Origin of the sequence: Microbacterium shimangi, from assembly GCF_043556445.1 — a bacterium.
Lineage (GTDB): Bacteria > Actinomycetota > Actinomycetes > Actinomycetales > Microbacteriaceae > Microbacterium.
The window spans coordinates 537,023-550,434 of record NZ_JBIGII010000003.1 but is presented as its reverse complement, the minus strand read 5'-3'; the positions used below and the strand labels follow the sequence as shown (position 1 = coordinate 550,434).

14 protein-coding genes are annotated in these 13,412 nt (G+C 69.9%); 8 read left to right on the top strand and 6 right to left on the bottom strand.

Annotation, left to right across the window (positions count from 1 at the left end):
* The first annotated feature begins 114 nt into the window (after positions 1–114).
* The 5 genes from ACFXQA_RS04225 (at position 115) to ACFXQA_RS04205 (ending at position 3,686) form a co-directional block, all read left to right on the top strand.
* Positions 115–369, top strand: coding sequence for a hypothetical protein (locus ACFXQA_RS04225; RefSeq protein WP_394518547.1), 255 nt, complete (start codon positions 115–117; stop codon positions 367–369).
* The gene (locus tag ACFXQA_RS04220) at positions 335–1,540 is read left to right on the top strand and encodes an HNH endonuclease signature motif containing protein (protein ID WP_394518546.1); all 1,206 of its coding nucleotides are present in this window, start codon (positions 335–337) and stop codon (positions 1,538–1,540) included. The genes ACFXQA_RS04225 and ACFXQA_RS04220 overlap by 35 nt, the downstream gene beginning before the upstream one ends.
* Positions 1,541–1,643: 103 nt before the next feature.
* Entirely contained in the window at positions 1,644–1,781 is a 138-nt protein-coding gene (locus ACFXQA_RS04215) for a hypothetical protein (RefSeq protein ID WP_394518545.1), read from the top strand.
* Positions 1,782–1,945: 164 nt separating this feature from the next.
* Positions 1,946–2,545 carry an RNA polymerase sigma factor gene (locus tag ACFXQA_RS04210; protein WP_394518544.1) on the top strand — a complete coding sequence of 200 codons (600 nt, stop codon included), beginning with the start codon at positions 1,946–1,948 and terminating at the stop codon, positions 2,543–2,545.
* The gene (locus ACFXQA_RS04205) at positions 2,508–3,686 is read left to right on the top strand and encodes a CU044_5270 family protein (RefSeq protein ID WP_394518543.1); all 1,179 of its coding nucleotides are present in this window, start codon (positions 2,508–2,510) and stop codon (positions 3,684–3,686) included. Before ACFXQA_RS04210 ends, ACFXQA_RS04205 begins: the two co-directional genes overlap by 38 nt.
* 33 nt (positions 3,687–3,719) lie before the next feature.
* Here the strand turns inward: ACFXQA_RS04205 and ACFXQA_RS04200 are convergent, their stop codons facing one another.
* From ACFXQA_RS04200 to ACFXQA_RS04180, 5 genes are all read right to left on the bottom strand, one after another.
* Positions 3,720–4,661 (bottom strand): nucleoside hydrolase, encoded by a 942-nt coding sequence (locus ACFXQA_RS04200; protein WP_394518542.1) that lies wholly within the window; start codon positions 4,659–4,661, stop codon positions 3,720–3,722.
* Positions 4,658–6,016 (bottom strand): 8-oxoguanine deaminase, encoded by a 1,359-nt coding sequence (locus ACFXQA_RS04195; protein WP_394518541.1) that lies wholly within the window; start codon positions 6,014–6,016, stop codon positions 4,658–4,660. Before ACFXQA_RS04195 ends, ACFXQA_RS04200 begins: the two co-directional genes overlap by 4 nt.
* A complete protein-coding gene (locus ACFXQA_RS04190) occupies positions 6,016–6,780 on the bottom strand; it encodes a nucleoside phosphorylase (protein ID WP_394518540.1) in 765 nt (254 codons plus the stop codon). Before ACFXQA_RS04190 ends, ACFXQA_RS04195 begins: the two co-directional genes overlap by 1 nt.
* A 155-nt stretch (positions 6,781–6,935) precedes the next feature.
* Positions 6,936–7,418 carry a nucleoside deaminase gene (locus ACFXQA_RS04185; RefSeq protein ID WP_394518539.1) on the bottom strand — a complete coding sequence of 161 codons (483 nt, stop codon included), beginning with the start codon at positions 7,416–7,418 and terminating at the stop codon, positions 6,936–6,938.
* The gene (locus ACFXQA_RS04180) at positions 7,415–8,482 is read right to left on the bottom strand and encodes an XdhC family protein (RefSeq protein ID WP_394518538.1); all 1,068 of its coding nucleotides are present in this window, start codon (positions 8,480–8,482) and stop codon (positions 7,415–7,417) included. Before ACFXQA_RS04180 ends, ACFXQA_RS04185 begins: the two co-directional genes overlap by 4 nt.
* 67 nt (positions 8,483–8,549) lie before the next feature.
* On the opposite strand from ACFXQA_RS04180, the gene ACFXQA_RS04175 reads away from it, so the two are divergent.
* Both ACFXQA_RS04175 and ACFXQA_RS04170 read left to right on the top strand, forming a co-directional pair.
* Positions 8,550–9,113 carry a nucleotidyltransferase family protein gene (locus ACFXQA_RS04175; RefSeq protein WP_394518537.1) on the top strand — a complete coding sequence of 188 codons (564 nt, stop codon included), beginning with the start codon at positions 8,550–8,552 and terminating at the stop codon, positions 9,111–9,113.
* Positions 9,114–9,307: 194 nt separating this feature from the next.
* The gene (locus ACFXQA_RS04170) at positions 9,308–11,077 is read left to right on the top strand and encodes a tannase/feruloyl esterase family alpha/beta hydrolase (RefSeq protein ID WP_394518536.1); all 1,770 of its coding nucleotides are present in this window, start codon (positions 9,308–9,310) and stop codon (positions 11,075–11,077) included.
* A gap of 61 nt (positions 11,078–11,138) precedes the next feature.
* Here the strand turns inward: ACFXQA_RS04170 and ACFXQA_RS04165 are convergent, their stop codons facing one another.
* Complete coding sequence (locus ACFXQA_RS04165) at positions 11,139–11,939, bottom strand: IclR family transcriptional regulator (protein ID WP_394518535.1); 801 nt, start codon at positions 11,937–11,939, stop codon at positions 11,139–11,141.
* Positions 11,940–12,155: 216 nt separating this feature from the next.
* Here ACFXQA_RS04165 and ACFXQA_RS04160 point away from each other — a divergent pair, with 216 nt between their 5' ends.
* Positions 12,156–13,403 carry an ABC transporter substrate-binding protein gene (locus tag ACFXQA_RS04160; protein ID WP_394518534.1) on the top strand — a complete coding sequence of 416 codons (1,248 nt, stop codon included), beginning with the start codon at positions 12,156–12,158 and terminating at the stop codon, positions 13,401–13,403.
* The last annotated feature ends 9 nt before the right edge of the window (positions 13,404–13,412 follow it).

Genomic DNA, 13,412 nt, shown 5'->3' with positions numbered 1-13,412 from the left:
CCCCAGGAGGCGGATCGCAGCCGTATCGGCGAGTTATCCCCAAGCCTCGGTTTGACCGGCTGATCTGGCCTATCTCGAACCGGGAATGTCGGAGGCCCCCGGCAGAATGGAGACATGACCAACACCGCTATCGCGCTTCGCGATCTTGATACCGCGCTCGCCGCGGTCGTCGAGGCGCAGCTGCGCGACGGCGAAGTGAGGGGTCTTGAGCCCGATGATCTGGTGTCGGTGATGGATGCTGCGGCGTCGGTCGTTCGCCGTGCTGAGGCCTTTGTTGGTCGACACCGTCGGAGAGGTCGATGCCCGGTCGGATCAACGCGACCTTTCGGTGCGGATGACGACGACCTACGGGTGTCGCTCGGTGCGTGAGCTGGTGGAGCGCACCACGCGTTTCTCATCACGCCGTGCAGGTGAGCTCATCGCCGCGGGCCGCGCGGTGCGCCGGACGACCTCGCTGGCGAGTGGCGAGGTGCTGCCAGCGGCGTTCCCCGCCCTCCGTGAAGCGCTTGTCGCCGGGTGTGTCGGTGTCGACGGAGTCATCGCCGTGGCGGGGGCGCTGGGATCGGTGCGGGTGGGGCGCGACGCCATACTCGCCGCCGACGAAGAACTGGCAGCCGCGGCGCGGGGTGACGGGGTCGATGGCGCCCCACCGCTCCCCGCTGATGAGTTGCGGGCCCAGGCCCTCGTGTGGGCGGCGTACCTCGACCAAGACGGCCCCGAGCCGCGTGAAGCACGCGCAATGCGAAAGCGCGGCATCACCCTCGGCGTCTGTCGTGACGGCCTCGTGCCCGTGCGTGGCGAGCTCCTCCCCGAGACCGCGGGCCAACTGCAGCGGATCTTCGACAGCGTCAACAATCCGAAGCTCGACGGGCCCGCGGGCCCGTGCTTCACGCCCGACGGCGAAGAAGACGCCGCCGATCCCGACGCGGTTTGCGACACCCGCACTCGCACCCAGAAACAGCACGACGCACTCGCCACCGCACTCACGGTCGCAGCGGCGTCGGGTCAGCTTCCGACGATCGGGGGCGCCGCACCGACCCTGGTCGTGTCCGCACGGCGGTCAGACCTCGAAGCAGGCATCGGCAGCGCCCACGTGCAGGGCATCGACGAACCCGTCTCCATTGCGGTCGCCCGCCAGATCGCCTGCACCGGCGGCATCGAGCGGGTGACGTTCGACCAGAGCGGCCGGATCATCGCGATCACGGTCAACGACCGGGTCTTCACGCACTCCCAGCGCAAGGCCATCGTGCTCCGTGACGGGGAATGCGTCATCCCCGGATGCCGCGTGCCCGCCGCGTGGTGCGAGATCCACCACGTCATAGAAGCGGCCCGCGGTGGGCCGACTCACACCGACAACGGGGTGTTGCTCTGCTGGTTCCATCACCGCACGATCGACACCGGCGGCTGGAAAGTGCGAATGAACCACGGGGTGCCCGAGATTCTCGGCCCCGTCTGGTGGGACCCCGCCCAGATCTGGCGACCGACCACGAAGTCGCCGACCCGGCGCCGAGACCTTCTCGAGGCGGCGCACCCGCGCTGAGGCCCAGCCCGGCTCGGGCATGCTCCCGCGCTGCGGCGGCGGTTCAGCAATCTCCCCCGCTAGACGGAGGAAACATCCGTGCGTTCTGCGTACTGTCGGTGCCATGGATATCGCTTCGATGATCATGGGAGCCTCCATCGCTTCGGTCGCCTGGATAGCGTTCTATCCCTGGTCGGCGGTGAAACGACTTCGCGACATCGAGGCAGGCGGAGACGCCGGTCTCGACTCCGAGAAGGGCTGAGCTCCGCGCCTCGTTGGAGGGCGGCTCTCGCACACCGACAACGGGTCTTGCTCTCCTGTTTCCCCCACCGCACGATCCACACCGGCAGGCGGCGGTAACGATCGACAGGGCGCGTCTCGCAAAGTTTCCGTGAACTGCGACGGCCGAAATTGACAATACCCAGTGTGAGCATCCATGACGGCGAGATCATCAGCCGCTCTCTGCACCAGCGGGCAGCGTTCGCTGAGCTCTACGACCGTCACCAGCGCGTGGTCTACCGCTACGTCGCCCGAAGACTGGGGCTGTCGGAGGCGGACGACATCACCTCCGAGACGTTCTTGGTCGCGTTCACCCGCCGGGGGGACTTCTCCGGCGGTGACGACGCCCGGCCCTGGCTTCTCGGCATCGCCACCACGCTCATGCGGCAGTACGCGCGCCTGGAGGCCAGAGCCTGGCGGGGAATGCTGGCCTCCGACCTTGCGCGTGTGGACGTCGACTACATCGAGGCCGCGGATGCCCGCCTCGACGCGAAAGCCGTCGCGCGACGACTCGGAAAGACGCTCGCCCGGCTTCCGGCGGGCGACCGCGACGTGCTGCTTCTCCACACGTTCGGAGACCTCGACTACGAGGGCATCGCCCAGGCGCTCGACATTCCGGTCGGCACCGTCCGCTCACGACTGCACCGCGCGCGCCGCAAACTCCGCATCGCGATCGACCCGGCTGCCAGCCGAGACAAGGAAGAAGAACATGGACGAAATCTCGCTCCTGCGTCGATCACGGAATGACATCCCGGAGCGCGCGCCCGCCGCGATCACCCGCGGGCGGGCCGCGCTTTTCGGCCAGATCGACGGCGAGACGCCGGTTGCGCTTTTCTCTCAGCTCGGTGACGACACGGCATTCGCGCCCCTGCCCTCACGACGCCGGCGGCGTACTGCTGCGTGGGCGGGGTTCTCTGCACTCGGGGCCACCGCCCTCGTCGGTGCTCTCGTCGCTACCAACGTCTTGGGCGGGCCCGGGTGGCAGGGCACCGCCGAACCCGCCGCCGCGGCTGCACTCGAATCGGCGGCGGTCGCCGCCCTCCAGGTCAGCGACCCGGTCGTCAGCCCCGGCCAGTACCTGCTCGTGCGCACGGACGCGGTATACGGGGCGACGGGCACCCTCGAGGAGGACGCAGACCGAATCCGGAGAGAGAACAACGGCAACGTTCAGCCAGAAGATCTCGTGTCGTTCCTCGAGAAGATGCGCGACGAGGTGTTCGTGCCCGCCGATCGTGAGGACCTGTGGGTGTGGGTCAGATGTATGCGCACGCCGGTTGAAACGTTCGGCCCCCGGTCGGAGGCTCTCGCGGCGCAGCAGATGAGGGAAAGCGCCGAAGTGGGCGCGGCCGACATCCTCCAGCATCTGCCGGGGGGTATTTTCCCGGGCGGCAGCGCCTATGGGTCCTATAACGGGGGTAACGGGTCTTCCGGCGACTACGACGCCCTCCCCAGGGACCCGCGACTGCTACTGGAGCGGATCTACCAACTGAACGGCAGCTCCGGGCAGTCGCGGGACGGTCAGGTTCTCGTTTGGATCGCCGACACCCTTCGCAGCGGAATCGTGCCCGCCGATCTCCGTGCCGCGATCTACCAGGCCGCGGCACTGATCCCCGGCGTGACGATCACCGAGCAGGAGGCGACCCTGAACGGAACCACCGGCATCGCCATCGGCCGTCTCGAGACAGCCAGCAACAGGCGCCAGGACATCATCATCGACCCCGCCACGGGAGGTTTCATCGGCGAGCGTTACGTGCAGCTGGACGGTGCAGGAGGATTCCCCCCGGGCACCGTAACCGGATGGACAGCGGTCACGACCGTGGTGGTGGATTCACCGCCCACCGATACCTCGACCTGCAGCGACGCGGCGCCTGGCTCAGACGGGCGGTGAAGCAAGCCGCCGCCGACGGCGGTCGACGCCCGCTCAGCCCTCCGCCAGCATCCGCATCATGTACTCCACGAACCGCTCGCGATCGACCGACTCGATCGCCGTCGCGTTCACCGGCGGGGCGACCGCGCGCCAGTCGAAGACCGTCGCGCCACGGGTCAGTTCGCCCTGCAGTTCGACCGCGACGAAGTAGCCACGCTCTTCGCGCACGAGCGTCGGCTCGAGAGCGACGAGCACCGAAAGCGAGTCGCAGTGGATGGACCCTCCGACCCCCACCGCCACGTCGAAATCGAAGGTCTTCTGGTTCGCGGTGACGAAGAAGTCGCTTCGCCGGGTGCCGAGGGCGCGGATGCTGTCGATCCTCGCCTGATCGAAGACCACATCGCGCAGCGAGAGCGGATCCCACGTCACGAACCGCACCGACGGGAAACCCGCGTCGAGCACGATCTGCGCGGCCTCCGGGTCGACGTAGATGTTGTACTCCGCTGCCGCGGTGATGTTGCCCCGCGCGTTGATCGAGCCACCCATGATGACGAGCTCGGCGACGTTGCGCGCGAAGTCCGGATCGCTCTGCACGGCGAGGGCGATGTTCGTCAAAGGTCCGATCGCGACGACCTTGAGCTCTCCGACGTACTCGCGAGCGAGCCGCACCAGCGCGGCGGGCGCCTCCTCGGTGGACGCCGCCTCCGACCCCTCGCGCTTCTGGCCGCCGACACCGTCACCGTGCACGTCCGATGCGCTCGCCCACTCCCGCTCGAGCGGCTGACGGGCGCCGAGGTGCACCGGCACTTCGCCGCGGCGTCCGACGACCTCGAGGGTGAGGAACGCGTTCTCGACCTGCTGCTCGAAGCCGACGTTGCCGGCCACCATCGTGATGGCGCGCAGATCGGCGCGCGGATCGGTGAGCCCGATCATCAGCGCGAAGCAGTCGTCGGCAGCGGTGTCGGTGTCGATGACGAGGGGGATGCGCTCGGTCACAGTCGTCCTGCCAATTCTCGAGATGCGGCGGCCACGTCGGCGGCGAGCATCGGCTCGTCGGCGGTGGTCAGCATCCCGCCGTCCACCACGACCCGCCCGTTCACGAAGAGCCGCTCCACCGGCGGCATCGCGCCGAGGCCGAGGGCTGCCACCGGATCGAGGATGCCGGCGTGCTCGACCCCGTCGATCCGCCACACCGCGATGTCGGCGAGCTTGCCCACCTCGAGCGAGCCGATCTCGGCCTCGCGCCCAAGCACCCGTGCGCCGCCGATCGTCGCGATCCGCAGTCCGTCGCGCACCGAGAACGAGTCGGCGCCGGTGCGCAACCGGTTCATCAGCACGGCCTCGCGGATCTCGATGCCCAACTGCCCCGACTCGTTCGACGCCGAACCGTCGACCCCGAGACCGACCGGAACCCCGGCGCGCAGCATGTCGCGCACCGGCGCGATGCCGGCAGCGAGACGTGCGTTCGACGAAGGGCAGTGCGCCACCCCGGTGCCGGTCTCGGCGTACCGCGCGATCGCGGGGGCATCGAGGCGCACCGCGTGCGCCATCCAGACGTCCGAGCCCAGCCAGCCGAGATCGCCGAGGTGATCGGTCGGCGACTTGCCGAAGGTGGCGAGGCAGTACTCGTCCTCCTCCGCGGTCTCCGACGCGTGGGTGTGCAGGCGCACGTCGAGCGAACGTGCGAGCACCGCGGCCTCGCGCAGCAGATCCTCCGTCACAGAGAACGGTGAACACGGCGCGACGGCGACCCGCACCATCGATTCGAAAGACGCGTCGTGGTAGCGCTCCACCGCTTCGTGCGAGGCGCGGAGCGCAGCATCCGTCGACTCCACGGCGAAGTCGGGCGGGAGGCCGCCCTGCGACTGTCCGCGATCCATCGACCCGCGGGTCGCGTGCAGCCGCACGCCGACGCGAGCGGATGCTTCGACGATCGCCCCAACGATGTCTCCGCCGCCCCGGGGGAAGACGTAGTGGTGGTCGCCGACCGTGGTGCAGCCGGAGCGGGCCAGCACCGCCATCGCTCCGGCGGCCCCGGCGCCGACGAGACCCGCGTCGATCCGGGCCCACAACGGATAGAGCGACGTCAGCCAGTCGAACAGGATCGAATCCTGCGCGTACCCGCGCGTGAGCCACTGGTAGAGGTGGTGGTGGGTGTTGATGAGGCCGGGGGTCACGAGGCATCCGCGGGCATCGATGACGGTGGCCCCCTCGCGCCACTCGGCGGGTGCCGCTCCCGCCCCGACCGCCACGATGCGCGTGCCGTCGATGACGAGGTGGCCGCCTTCGTACTCCGACCCCGAAGCGTCCACCGTCGCGACGTAGCCGCCCTCGATGATCGTGCGCCCCATCACAGCTCCAGTTCGACGGCGGTCTCGAGGGCCGCTTCGATCGACCGCATCCAGCCGCCCTTGAGTGCGGCGTTCTTGTCGGAGTACAGCGAATCCCCGTCGACGAGGTTGCTCGAGCACGCGCAGATCATGCCGGCGCGCAGGCCCCGCAGACGCGCGACGACGTACATCGCCGACGCCTCCATCTCGATGTTGAGGATCCCCATGTCGCTGAGACTCCGGATCAGCTCCGGCGTCTCGGCATAGAAGGCGTCGCTCGAGGTGCTGATCCCGGTGAAGGAGCGGGTGCCGGATGCTGCGGCGATGCGCTCGGCGTGCCGCGCCAGGGCGACGGTGAGACCGAGGTCGGGAATCGCGGGGAACCCTCGCGGAACGTAGGCGTCGGTCGTCCCGTCGGCGCGCAGGCTTCCCTCGCTGACGAGGAGGTCGCCGGGAGCGATGCCCGGCTGGAGCCCCGCCGAACTACCGACGCGGATGAACGACGTCACCCCGACACGGGCGAGCTCTTCGACGGCGATCGCGGTCGACGGGCACCCCATCCCGGTCGAAGTGGCGGTGATGTGGCGACCCTTGTACCACCCGGTCATCGTGCGGTGCTCGCGGTTGTGCGCGACCTCTTTCACGCCGGTGAGGAACTCGGCGACGAACGGCACACGGAACGGATCCCCGGGCAGCAGCGCCACCGACGAGACCTCTCCCGGCGCGATGCCGATGTGGTACTGCCGTTCGGTGAGCCCGGCCTGGGATTTGTCGACGGTGGACATGGTTCTCCTTCGAGGATGCAGTGACGTGGATGTCGCCGCAGTCCCCGCCCTGAGCAGGCCCCGACCCCGAGAACTCGGGCCGGCCATGGTGATAGGACACGCAGTGCCGCGAGCCTACCGAGCCCCTGTTGCGGCGGTGTTTCAGAGCCGCCGCGTCAGTTCCAGAAGCCCGCGTGCACTTCGCGCGAGCCGTCGACCTCGACCGGGCCGACGACCTCGATCGCGCGGCCGCCTCGGGCGAACACCTCGCGGCAGGGCAGCGCCATCGTGGGAACGCCCTCCTGCTCGCGCACCATCTCGATCAGGTCGTCCTCGCCGAGGGCGTAGACGACGCGGCCGATGCCCGACCAGTAGATCGCTCCCGCGCACATCGCGCAGGGCTCGGTGCTCGTGAACAGGGTGGATGCGGCCAGTTCGACGCTCTCGAGAGCCCGACCCGCGGCGCGCACCAGGTTGGTCTCGGCGTGCCCGGTGGGGTCGCCCTCGGTGAGGACGGAGTTCATCCCCTCCACGATCGCCCCGCCGGGGGTGACGACGATCGCGCCGAACGGGTGGTCGCCCCGATCGCGGGCCGCCTGGGCGAGCCGCAGGGCGTGGGCGAGATGGGCGAGATCGGTCGATCGTTCGGGGTCGGTCATCGGGTCGCATCCTCGAGTCGGGGGGTGCACGTTGCCGCGGCTGCGGCGTCATGGCGGTGGAGCGGGCCGCTGCCGTCGCGGAGCGGCACGGCCGTGCCGCCGCGCTGCGCGGCGACGATCTCGGCCAAGACGGCCAGCGCGGTCTCGTCGGGGGAGTCGCCGCCGAGGTCGAGTCCGAGCGGACTGTGCAGACGCGCGAGATCGGCATCGTCGACGCCCGCGGCACGCAGCAGCGCCGCGCGGTGCGCCACGGTCGACCGGGCGCCCATGGCCCCGACGAAGCCGACGCCGAGGCGCAATGCCGCCGCGATCGCCGGCACGTCGACGCGCTCGTCGTGCGTGAGCACGCAGACCGCGGCGCGCGCAGGGTCGTCGCCCACCAGTGCGGCGAGCTGGTCGGAGGGCACGCCGACAACGATGCGCTCGGCCGTCGGAAAGCGCTCGGGAGTGACGAGCCGCTCCCAGACGTCGCTTACGGCGACCGCGAATCCCGCCGCGCTCGCGACGCGCGCGAGGGCCATGGCGTGATCGCCGGCGCCGACGATCACGAGCCGACGGCGCGGTTCGTGGACGAGCAGGAGAAGGTCGGCTCCGTCGTATGCCGCGGAGAGCATGCGGCTGCGGTCGGTGCTGCCGCCGAACGCGTCTGCGGTCACGAGCGAACCCCGTCGCGCACCCGAGGCGACCAGACCGACCGCGGTGGCGCGGTCTGCGGCGGCGGCTTCGAGCGCGGCACGGGCCGCAGCATCCGTCGCTTCGATCCGGTGCACGATCACGTCGACGCTGCCGCCGCAGGCGAGGCCGGCCGCGTGGGCGTCGTCGTCGCTGAAACCGAGTGACGCGACCCGCGCCACACCGGTGGCGAGCACCTCGGTGGCCAGCAGGATCGCGTCGCCCTCGACGCACCCTCCCGAGATCGAGCCGATCACGCTGCCGTCGCGCGTGAGCGCCATGGCGGTGCCAACGCCGCGCGGGGCGCTGCGGGTGACCCGCGCAACGGTGACGACCGCGACCGGCTCGCCGCCGCGGAGGACGGGGAGGAGGGCGGCCGCGAGTTCCAGCATGCCTCCACGCTAACCCGGCGATGTTTCGGCCAGGCGACGAGAAGCTGCGCGGGTAGGGTGAGGCGCCATGGACGAGCCGGAGCAGACGTACGGGATCGTCCTCGCGGCCGGCGCCGGCACCCGTTACGGCGGCCCCAAGGCGCTCGCCCGCACCCCAGACGGGCGTCCGTGGCTGCACGCGGCCGTCGAGGCGCTCCGGGGCGGCGGGTGCGACGAGGTGATCGTCGTGCTCGGGGCGGGGGCGGATGCTGCGGTGTCCCTCGTGCCAGCCGGGGCCCGTGCCGTGGTGGCCACCGACTGGGCCGCCGGGCTCTCCCACTCGTTACGAGCCGGACTCGGGGCCGCAGCGGGGGCGGACGCCGCGATCTTCGTACCCGTCGACACGCCCGAAATACCGGCGTCGGCGGTATCGCGGGTGAGGGCCGCCGCGTCGGCGCTCACCACCGCGCTCGTGCAAGCCGAGTACCACGGCCGGCCCGGACACCCGGTGCTGGTGGGGGCTGCCCACTTCGAGAGGCTCGCACGGGAGTCCACCGGCGATGTCGGCGCAGGACCCTTCCTCTCGCGGCACGGAGTCACGGGGGTGGAGTGCGCCGACCTCTGGGCGGGCAACGACATCGATCGGCCCTGACCCGAGTGCGCCCCTACGTTCCGGTCGGAGGAACGAAATTCGCCGGTGTTCGCGTGCGCGGAACGACGACGGCCGCACGCGGTCGGCGGGAAACCAGAACGTAACGGCGGCGTGATCCGGCCGACGAGCCCGCGAGACGAGAATCCGAATCGACGCTCCACATCGACCGCCTCCTCGACGACGGGACCCCCACCATGAAGAACAGAAGTTCCGCGGTGATCACCGCGGTGATCGCCGTTGTGCTGATCGCGCTGCCGACCTCGGCCGGCGCGATCGCGGCGCCGTTCCCTGCAGCGGAACAACCCTCGCTCCTCGCGGGGATCACCGACGCCGGATGCACCTCCCGGGCCGGCACCGAGATCACGGCGACCGACGCAGATGCCCCCGTGACGGCGACGATCGAGACGGCGGCGATCGTCGCGTCTGCGTCGGGGGAGCCGGCGTGCTCGCTCTCGGGGGTCATCGACGGCCGCGTCGGTTACACCGTGCAGTTGCCGCAGAACGAATGGAACGGGCGGTATTTCCAGACCGGATGCGGCGGATTCTGCGGCTACACGCCGATCGACGGGTGCGCCGACGCGCTCACGGCGGGCTTCGCGGTCGGCGCCGAGAACTCGGGTCACGTCGATCCCCTCGGAGGGGCGGAGTGGGCACTCGACGATGCCGAGGCCGAGGCCGACTGGGGATACCGCTCCCCGCACCTGCTCGCCGTCGTGGCCGATGCGGTGATCCGAGACATCTACGGGCAGCCGGCCGAGACGACCTATTTCCAGGGGTGCTCCACGGGAGGGCGCCAGGCGCTCAGCGAGGCTCAGCGATACCCCGACGATTTCGACGGCATCGTTGCGGGCGCGCCCGCGCTGTACCAGAACTACCTCGCCGTCCTCTCGCAGGGGGGCTTCGAAATGGCCAACCGGCGGGCCGACGGCACGACGATCCTGACCCCCGCAGCCATCGAGGTGGTCTCGGCCGCGGTCCAGGAGACGTGCGGCGGTGTCGGCGGGGTCGTCCCCGATCCCCTCGCGTGCGAATTCTCGCTTTCGTCTGTGCAGTGCGCCGACGGGGCGTCGGGCGTGGACTGCTTGAGCGCCGAACAGGTGCGGGTCGTCGAGCGCCTGTATGCGGCACCGGTCGCCGACGACGGCACGGTGCTCTACCCCGGGGGTATGCCGCTCGGGTCGGAAGCCCTGTGGCCCGGCTACTCCGTGAGCACCGGTGCAGCGCTTTCGGGGAGCGGTTCGTACGCGCAGAACGTGTTGCGCTACCTCGCCTTCCCCGATGACCCCGGAGCAGACTACGCCCTGGCGGATTTCGACCCGAGCACGCAGTACCGACAGCTCGACGCCCAGGCCGAGGTCTACAACGCCGACGACCCCGACCTGTCGCAGTTCGCCGACGGCGGGGGCAAGCTCATCCTCTGGCACGGTCTCGCCGATCCGCTCATCACGCCGTACGGCACCATCGACTACTTCGAATCGGTCGTCGAGCACGACGGCGGGGCCGACGCGACAGACGAGTACGCGCGGCTGTTCCTGCTGCCCGGTGTCGGCCACTGCAACGGCGGCCCGGGTGAATCCACCGTGGACTGGCTGGCGTCGATCGTCGAGTGGGTGGAGGGTGACGTGCCGCCCGCGTCGGTCACCGCCGAGCGGCGCGTCGGCGCCGAGGTCGTCAGCGCGCGCACCGTCGAGCCGTTCGTCTCGGGGAGCGCCGACGCCAAGATCTCGCCGTGGTTCGCCGGGTCGAGGGTTGCAGCGCCTGTCGATCCCGAACCGGTGGAGACGCCCGCGCCCGACCCGACGGGTGGTGACGTCGACGGCGGAACGGATGCGGCGCTCCCCGGGGTGCTGCCCGCCACCGGCGCCGCCGTCGGCTGGCCGCTGGTCGCAGGAGGCGTCATGTCGCTCGGCGCGGGCGCCGTGCTGCTGCTCGTCCGGCGGCGGGTACGGGGCGCCCGGTCTTGACCCGCGGAAGAGGGTGGCGCTGCGTCTGCGGCGTCACCCTCTGTGGCGTCGCGCTCGGCCCCTAATGCCCCGCGTCCTCCGTCGGGACACCGAGTTGGATGCTGCGGAGACGTTCGCTCGCGTCGGCGGCGGCGGAGGTGACGAGCTCCGCCAAGGCGAAGTGGTCGGCGGAGCCGAGTCGGTCGACCAGGTAGGCGACCGACAGCGACCCCACCGGCACCCCCTCGAGGTCGAAGACCGGCGCCGCGATGCTGCTCGAGTAGCGGACGCGCTCGCCGGCGGTGTGGGCCCATCCGCGTTCGCGGATCTCGGCCAACCGTGCGCGGATCTCGCCCGCATCGGTCACGGTCGCGCTGGTGTACTCCGAGCGGCTCGTGCTGAGGATGTAGTCGATGTCGACAGCATCCATGAAGGCCAGGATGCTGAGTCCGCTCGCGCCGGACCACAGCGGCACCGTCTCGCCGAGGCGGATCGTGATGCGGATCGGATTGGTGCTGACGATCTGCGCGACGTACTGGCGGTGATGGCCGAACCGTTCGGTGAGGGTCGTCGTTTCCCCGGTCACGCGTCCGAGGTGGGAGATCACCGGGAGTCCGGCCGCTCGCAGGTCGTTCCCGCCTGCCGCGTGGCGCCCCAAGGCGAATGCCGCCGGCCCCAGAGAGTACCGGCGTTCAGTCGGGACGTAGGCCACGAGGTGCGTCTCGACGAGGGACTGCAGGATGCGGTGCACCACCGCTTTGCTCAAGCCGCAGGTGCGGGCGATCTCGGAGACCCCGAGGGGGCCATCTGCTCCGCCGAACGCGAGCAAGACCTGGGCGACCCGCGTCGTGGTGGAGATCGGATTTTCAGAGGAGGTCGGCATCAGAACCCTTCGTCGGGTCGAGCGTAGCGAGTCGTTTCGTTGGACGGAACACGTCTACGCGGTTTCCGGGACGGAGAAACACAGTGTTCACACGAGGGCAACAGGGGGCCGAAAATCGGGGCGTAACGTCCCTCATGTTCCACCTCGAATGTTCAGCAATCGTTCCGCACAGAGAAACAGTAGCGCTGGACGGAACAACTACTTGAAGGAGACCACGTGAGAACCGGGACCAGGATCGTCGCCGCAGCCGCGGGATTGATGGCGGGAGTCGTCGTCCTCGCCGCGTGCGCCGGCTCCGCTGTCGGAAGCTCGACGGAGGAATCGGGCGAAGCCGTCGACGAGATCATGATCGGCGCCTTGCACCCGCTCAGCGGGGCGAACGCCGCGGACGGGCAGCAGATGAGCAACGCCGCGCAGATGGCGGTCGACGCCATCAACGAAGCGGGTGGCATCGAATCGCTCGGCGGGGCGCAGCTCGTCCTCGAAGCGGCCGACACCCGCGGCGAGCCCGAGACCGGTCAGAGCGAGGCCACGCGTCTCATTCAGGAGGGGGCGGCAGCCCTCGTCGGCTCGTACCAGAGCGGCACGAGCGCGAACATCGCGTCGGTCGCAGAGCGCAGCAGCGTGCCGTTCGTCATGGATGTCTCCGCCCTCGACTCGATTCTCGAGCAGGGCTACACCTACTCGTTCCGCATCCAGCCCTCGGCGAGCATGATGGGCACCCAGAGTGCCGACTACCTCGCCGAGATCAGCGAAGCGAGCGACACTCCTGTCACGCAGGTCGGCTACCTGTACGAGCAGGGCAACTTCGGAGAGTCGGCCTACCAGGCCTTCGCCGCGCAGGCCGAGCAGTTCGGCATGACCGTCGACCCGGCCATCAGCTACGACCCCGCGTCGAGCGATCTGTCCACGCAGGTGCAGCAGGTCGCAGCATCGGGTGCGCAGGTGCTGGCGGTCTCGGGGTACTACAACGACGGCCTCGCCATCGCGCGCGCCGTCAGCTCGATCGCCCCCGATCTCGACGCCGTCTTCGGTGTCGCGAACGGCGGCTACGACCAGCCCCGTTTCGTCACCGACGCCCCGAACGGCGGCGAGAACTACTTCGACGCCAACTACCACTGGGATGTGACGAACGAAGCATCCGTCGCTCTGTCCGAGCAGTACGAGGAGGAGTTCGGCGAGCCGATCCGCACCAGCGCTGTGCTGACCTACGACGCCGTCATGCTCATCGCCCAGGCGATCGAAGAGGCCGGCAGCAGCGACACCGCCGCCATCCGCGACGCGATCGCCGCGACGACGTACGAACCCCTCGTCGTCAACGACGGACCGGTGTCGTTCGACGAGACCGGTCAGAACTCGAACGCGTCGGTCGTGGTGATGCAGGTGCAGGAGGGTTCTGTGCTGCAGGTGTACCCCGAGGACCTCGCCGAGAGTCCGTACCTCTACCCCGCCCCCGTGGGCTGACCGTCGAGG

Excerpts from the sequence above, each read along its gene's own strand:
- ACFXQA_RS04165 (WP_394518535.1), bottom strand. The coding sequence starts at position 11,939 with ATGCCGACCTCCTCTGAAAATCCGATCTCCACCACGACGCGGGTCGCC.
- ACFXQA_RS04175 (WP_394518537.1), top strand. The coding sequence starts at position 8,550 with ATGGACGAGCCGGAGCAGACGTACGGGATCGTCCTCGCGGCCGGCGCC.
- ACFXQA_RS04185 (WP_394518539.1), bottom strand. The coding sequence starts at position 7,418 with ATGACCGACCCCGAACGATCGACCGATCTCGCCCATCTCGCCCACGCC.
- ACFXQA_RS04215 (WP_394518545.1), top strand. The coding sequence starts at position 1,644 with ATGGATATCGCTTCGATGATCATGGGAGCCTCCATCGCTTCGGTCGCC.
- ACFXQA_RS04225 (WP_394518547.1), top strand. The coding sequence starts at position 115 with ATGACCAACACCGCTATCGCGCTTCGCGATCTTGATACCGCGCTCGCC.
- ACFXQA_RS04170 (WP_394518536.1), top strand. The coding sequence starts at position 9,308 with ATGAAGAACAGAAGTTCCGCGGTGATCACCGCGGTGATCGCCGTTGTG.
- ACFXQA_RS04220 (WP_394518546.1), top strand. The coding sequence starts at position 335 with ATGACGACGACCTACGGGTGTCGCTCGGTGCGTGAGCTGGTGGAGCGC.
- ACFXQA_RS04205 (WP_394518543.1), top strand. The coding sequence starts at position 2,508 with ATGGACGAAATCTCGCTCCTGCGTCGATCACGGAATGACATCCCGGAG.
- ACFXQA_RS04190 (WP_394518540.1), bottom strand. The coding sequence starts at position 6,780 with ATGTCCACCGTCGACAAATCCCAGGCCGGGCTCACCGAACGGCAGTAC.
- ACFXQA_RS04180 (WP_394518538.1), bottom strand. The coding sequence starts at position 8,482 with ATGCTGGAACTCGCGGCCGCCCTCCTCCCCGTCCTCCGCGGCGGCGAG.
- ACFXQA_RS04195 (WP_394518541.1), bottom strand. The coding sequence starts at position 6,016 with ATGGGGCGCACGATCATCGAGGGCGGCTACGTCGCGACGGTGGACGCT.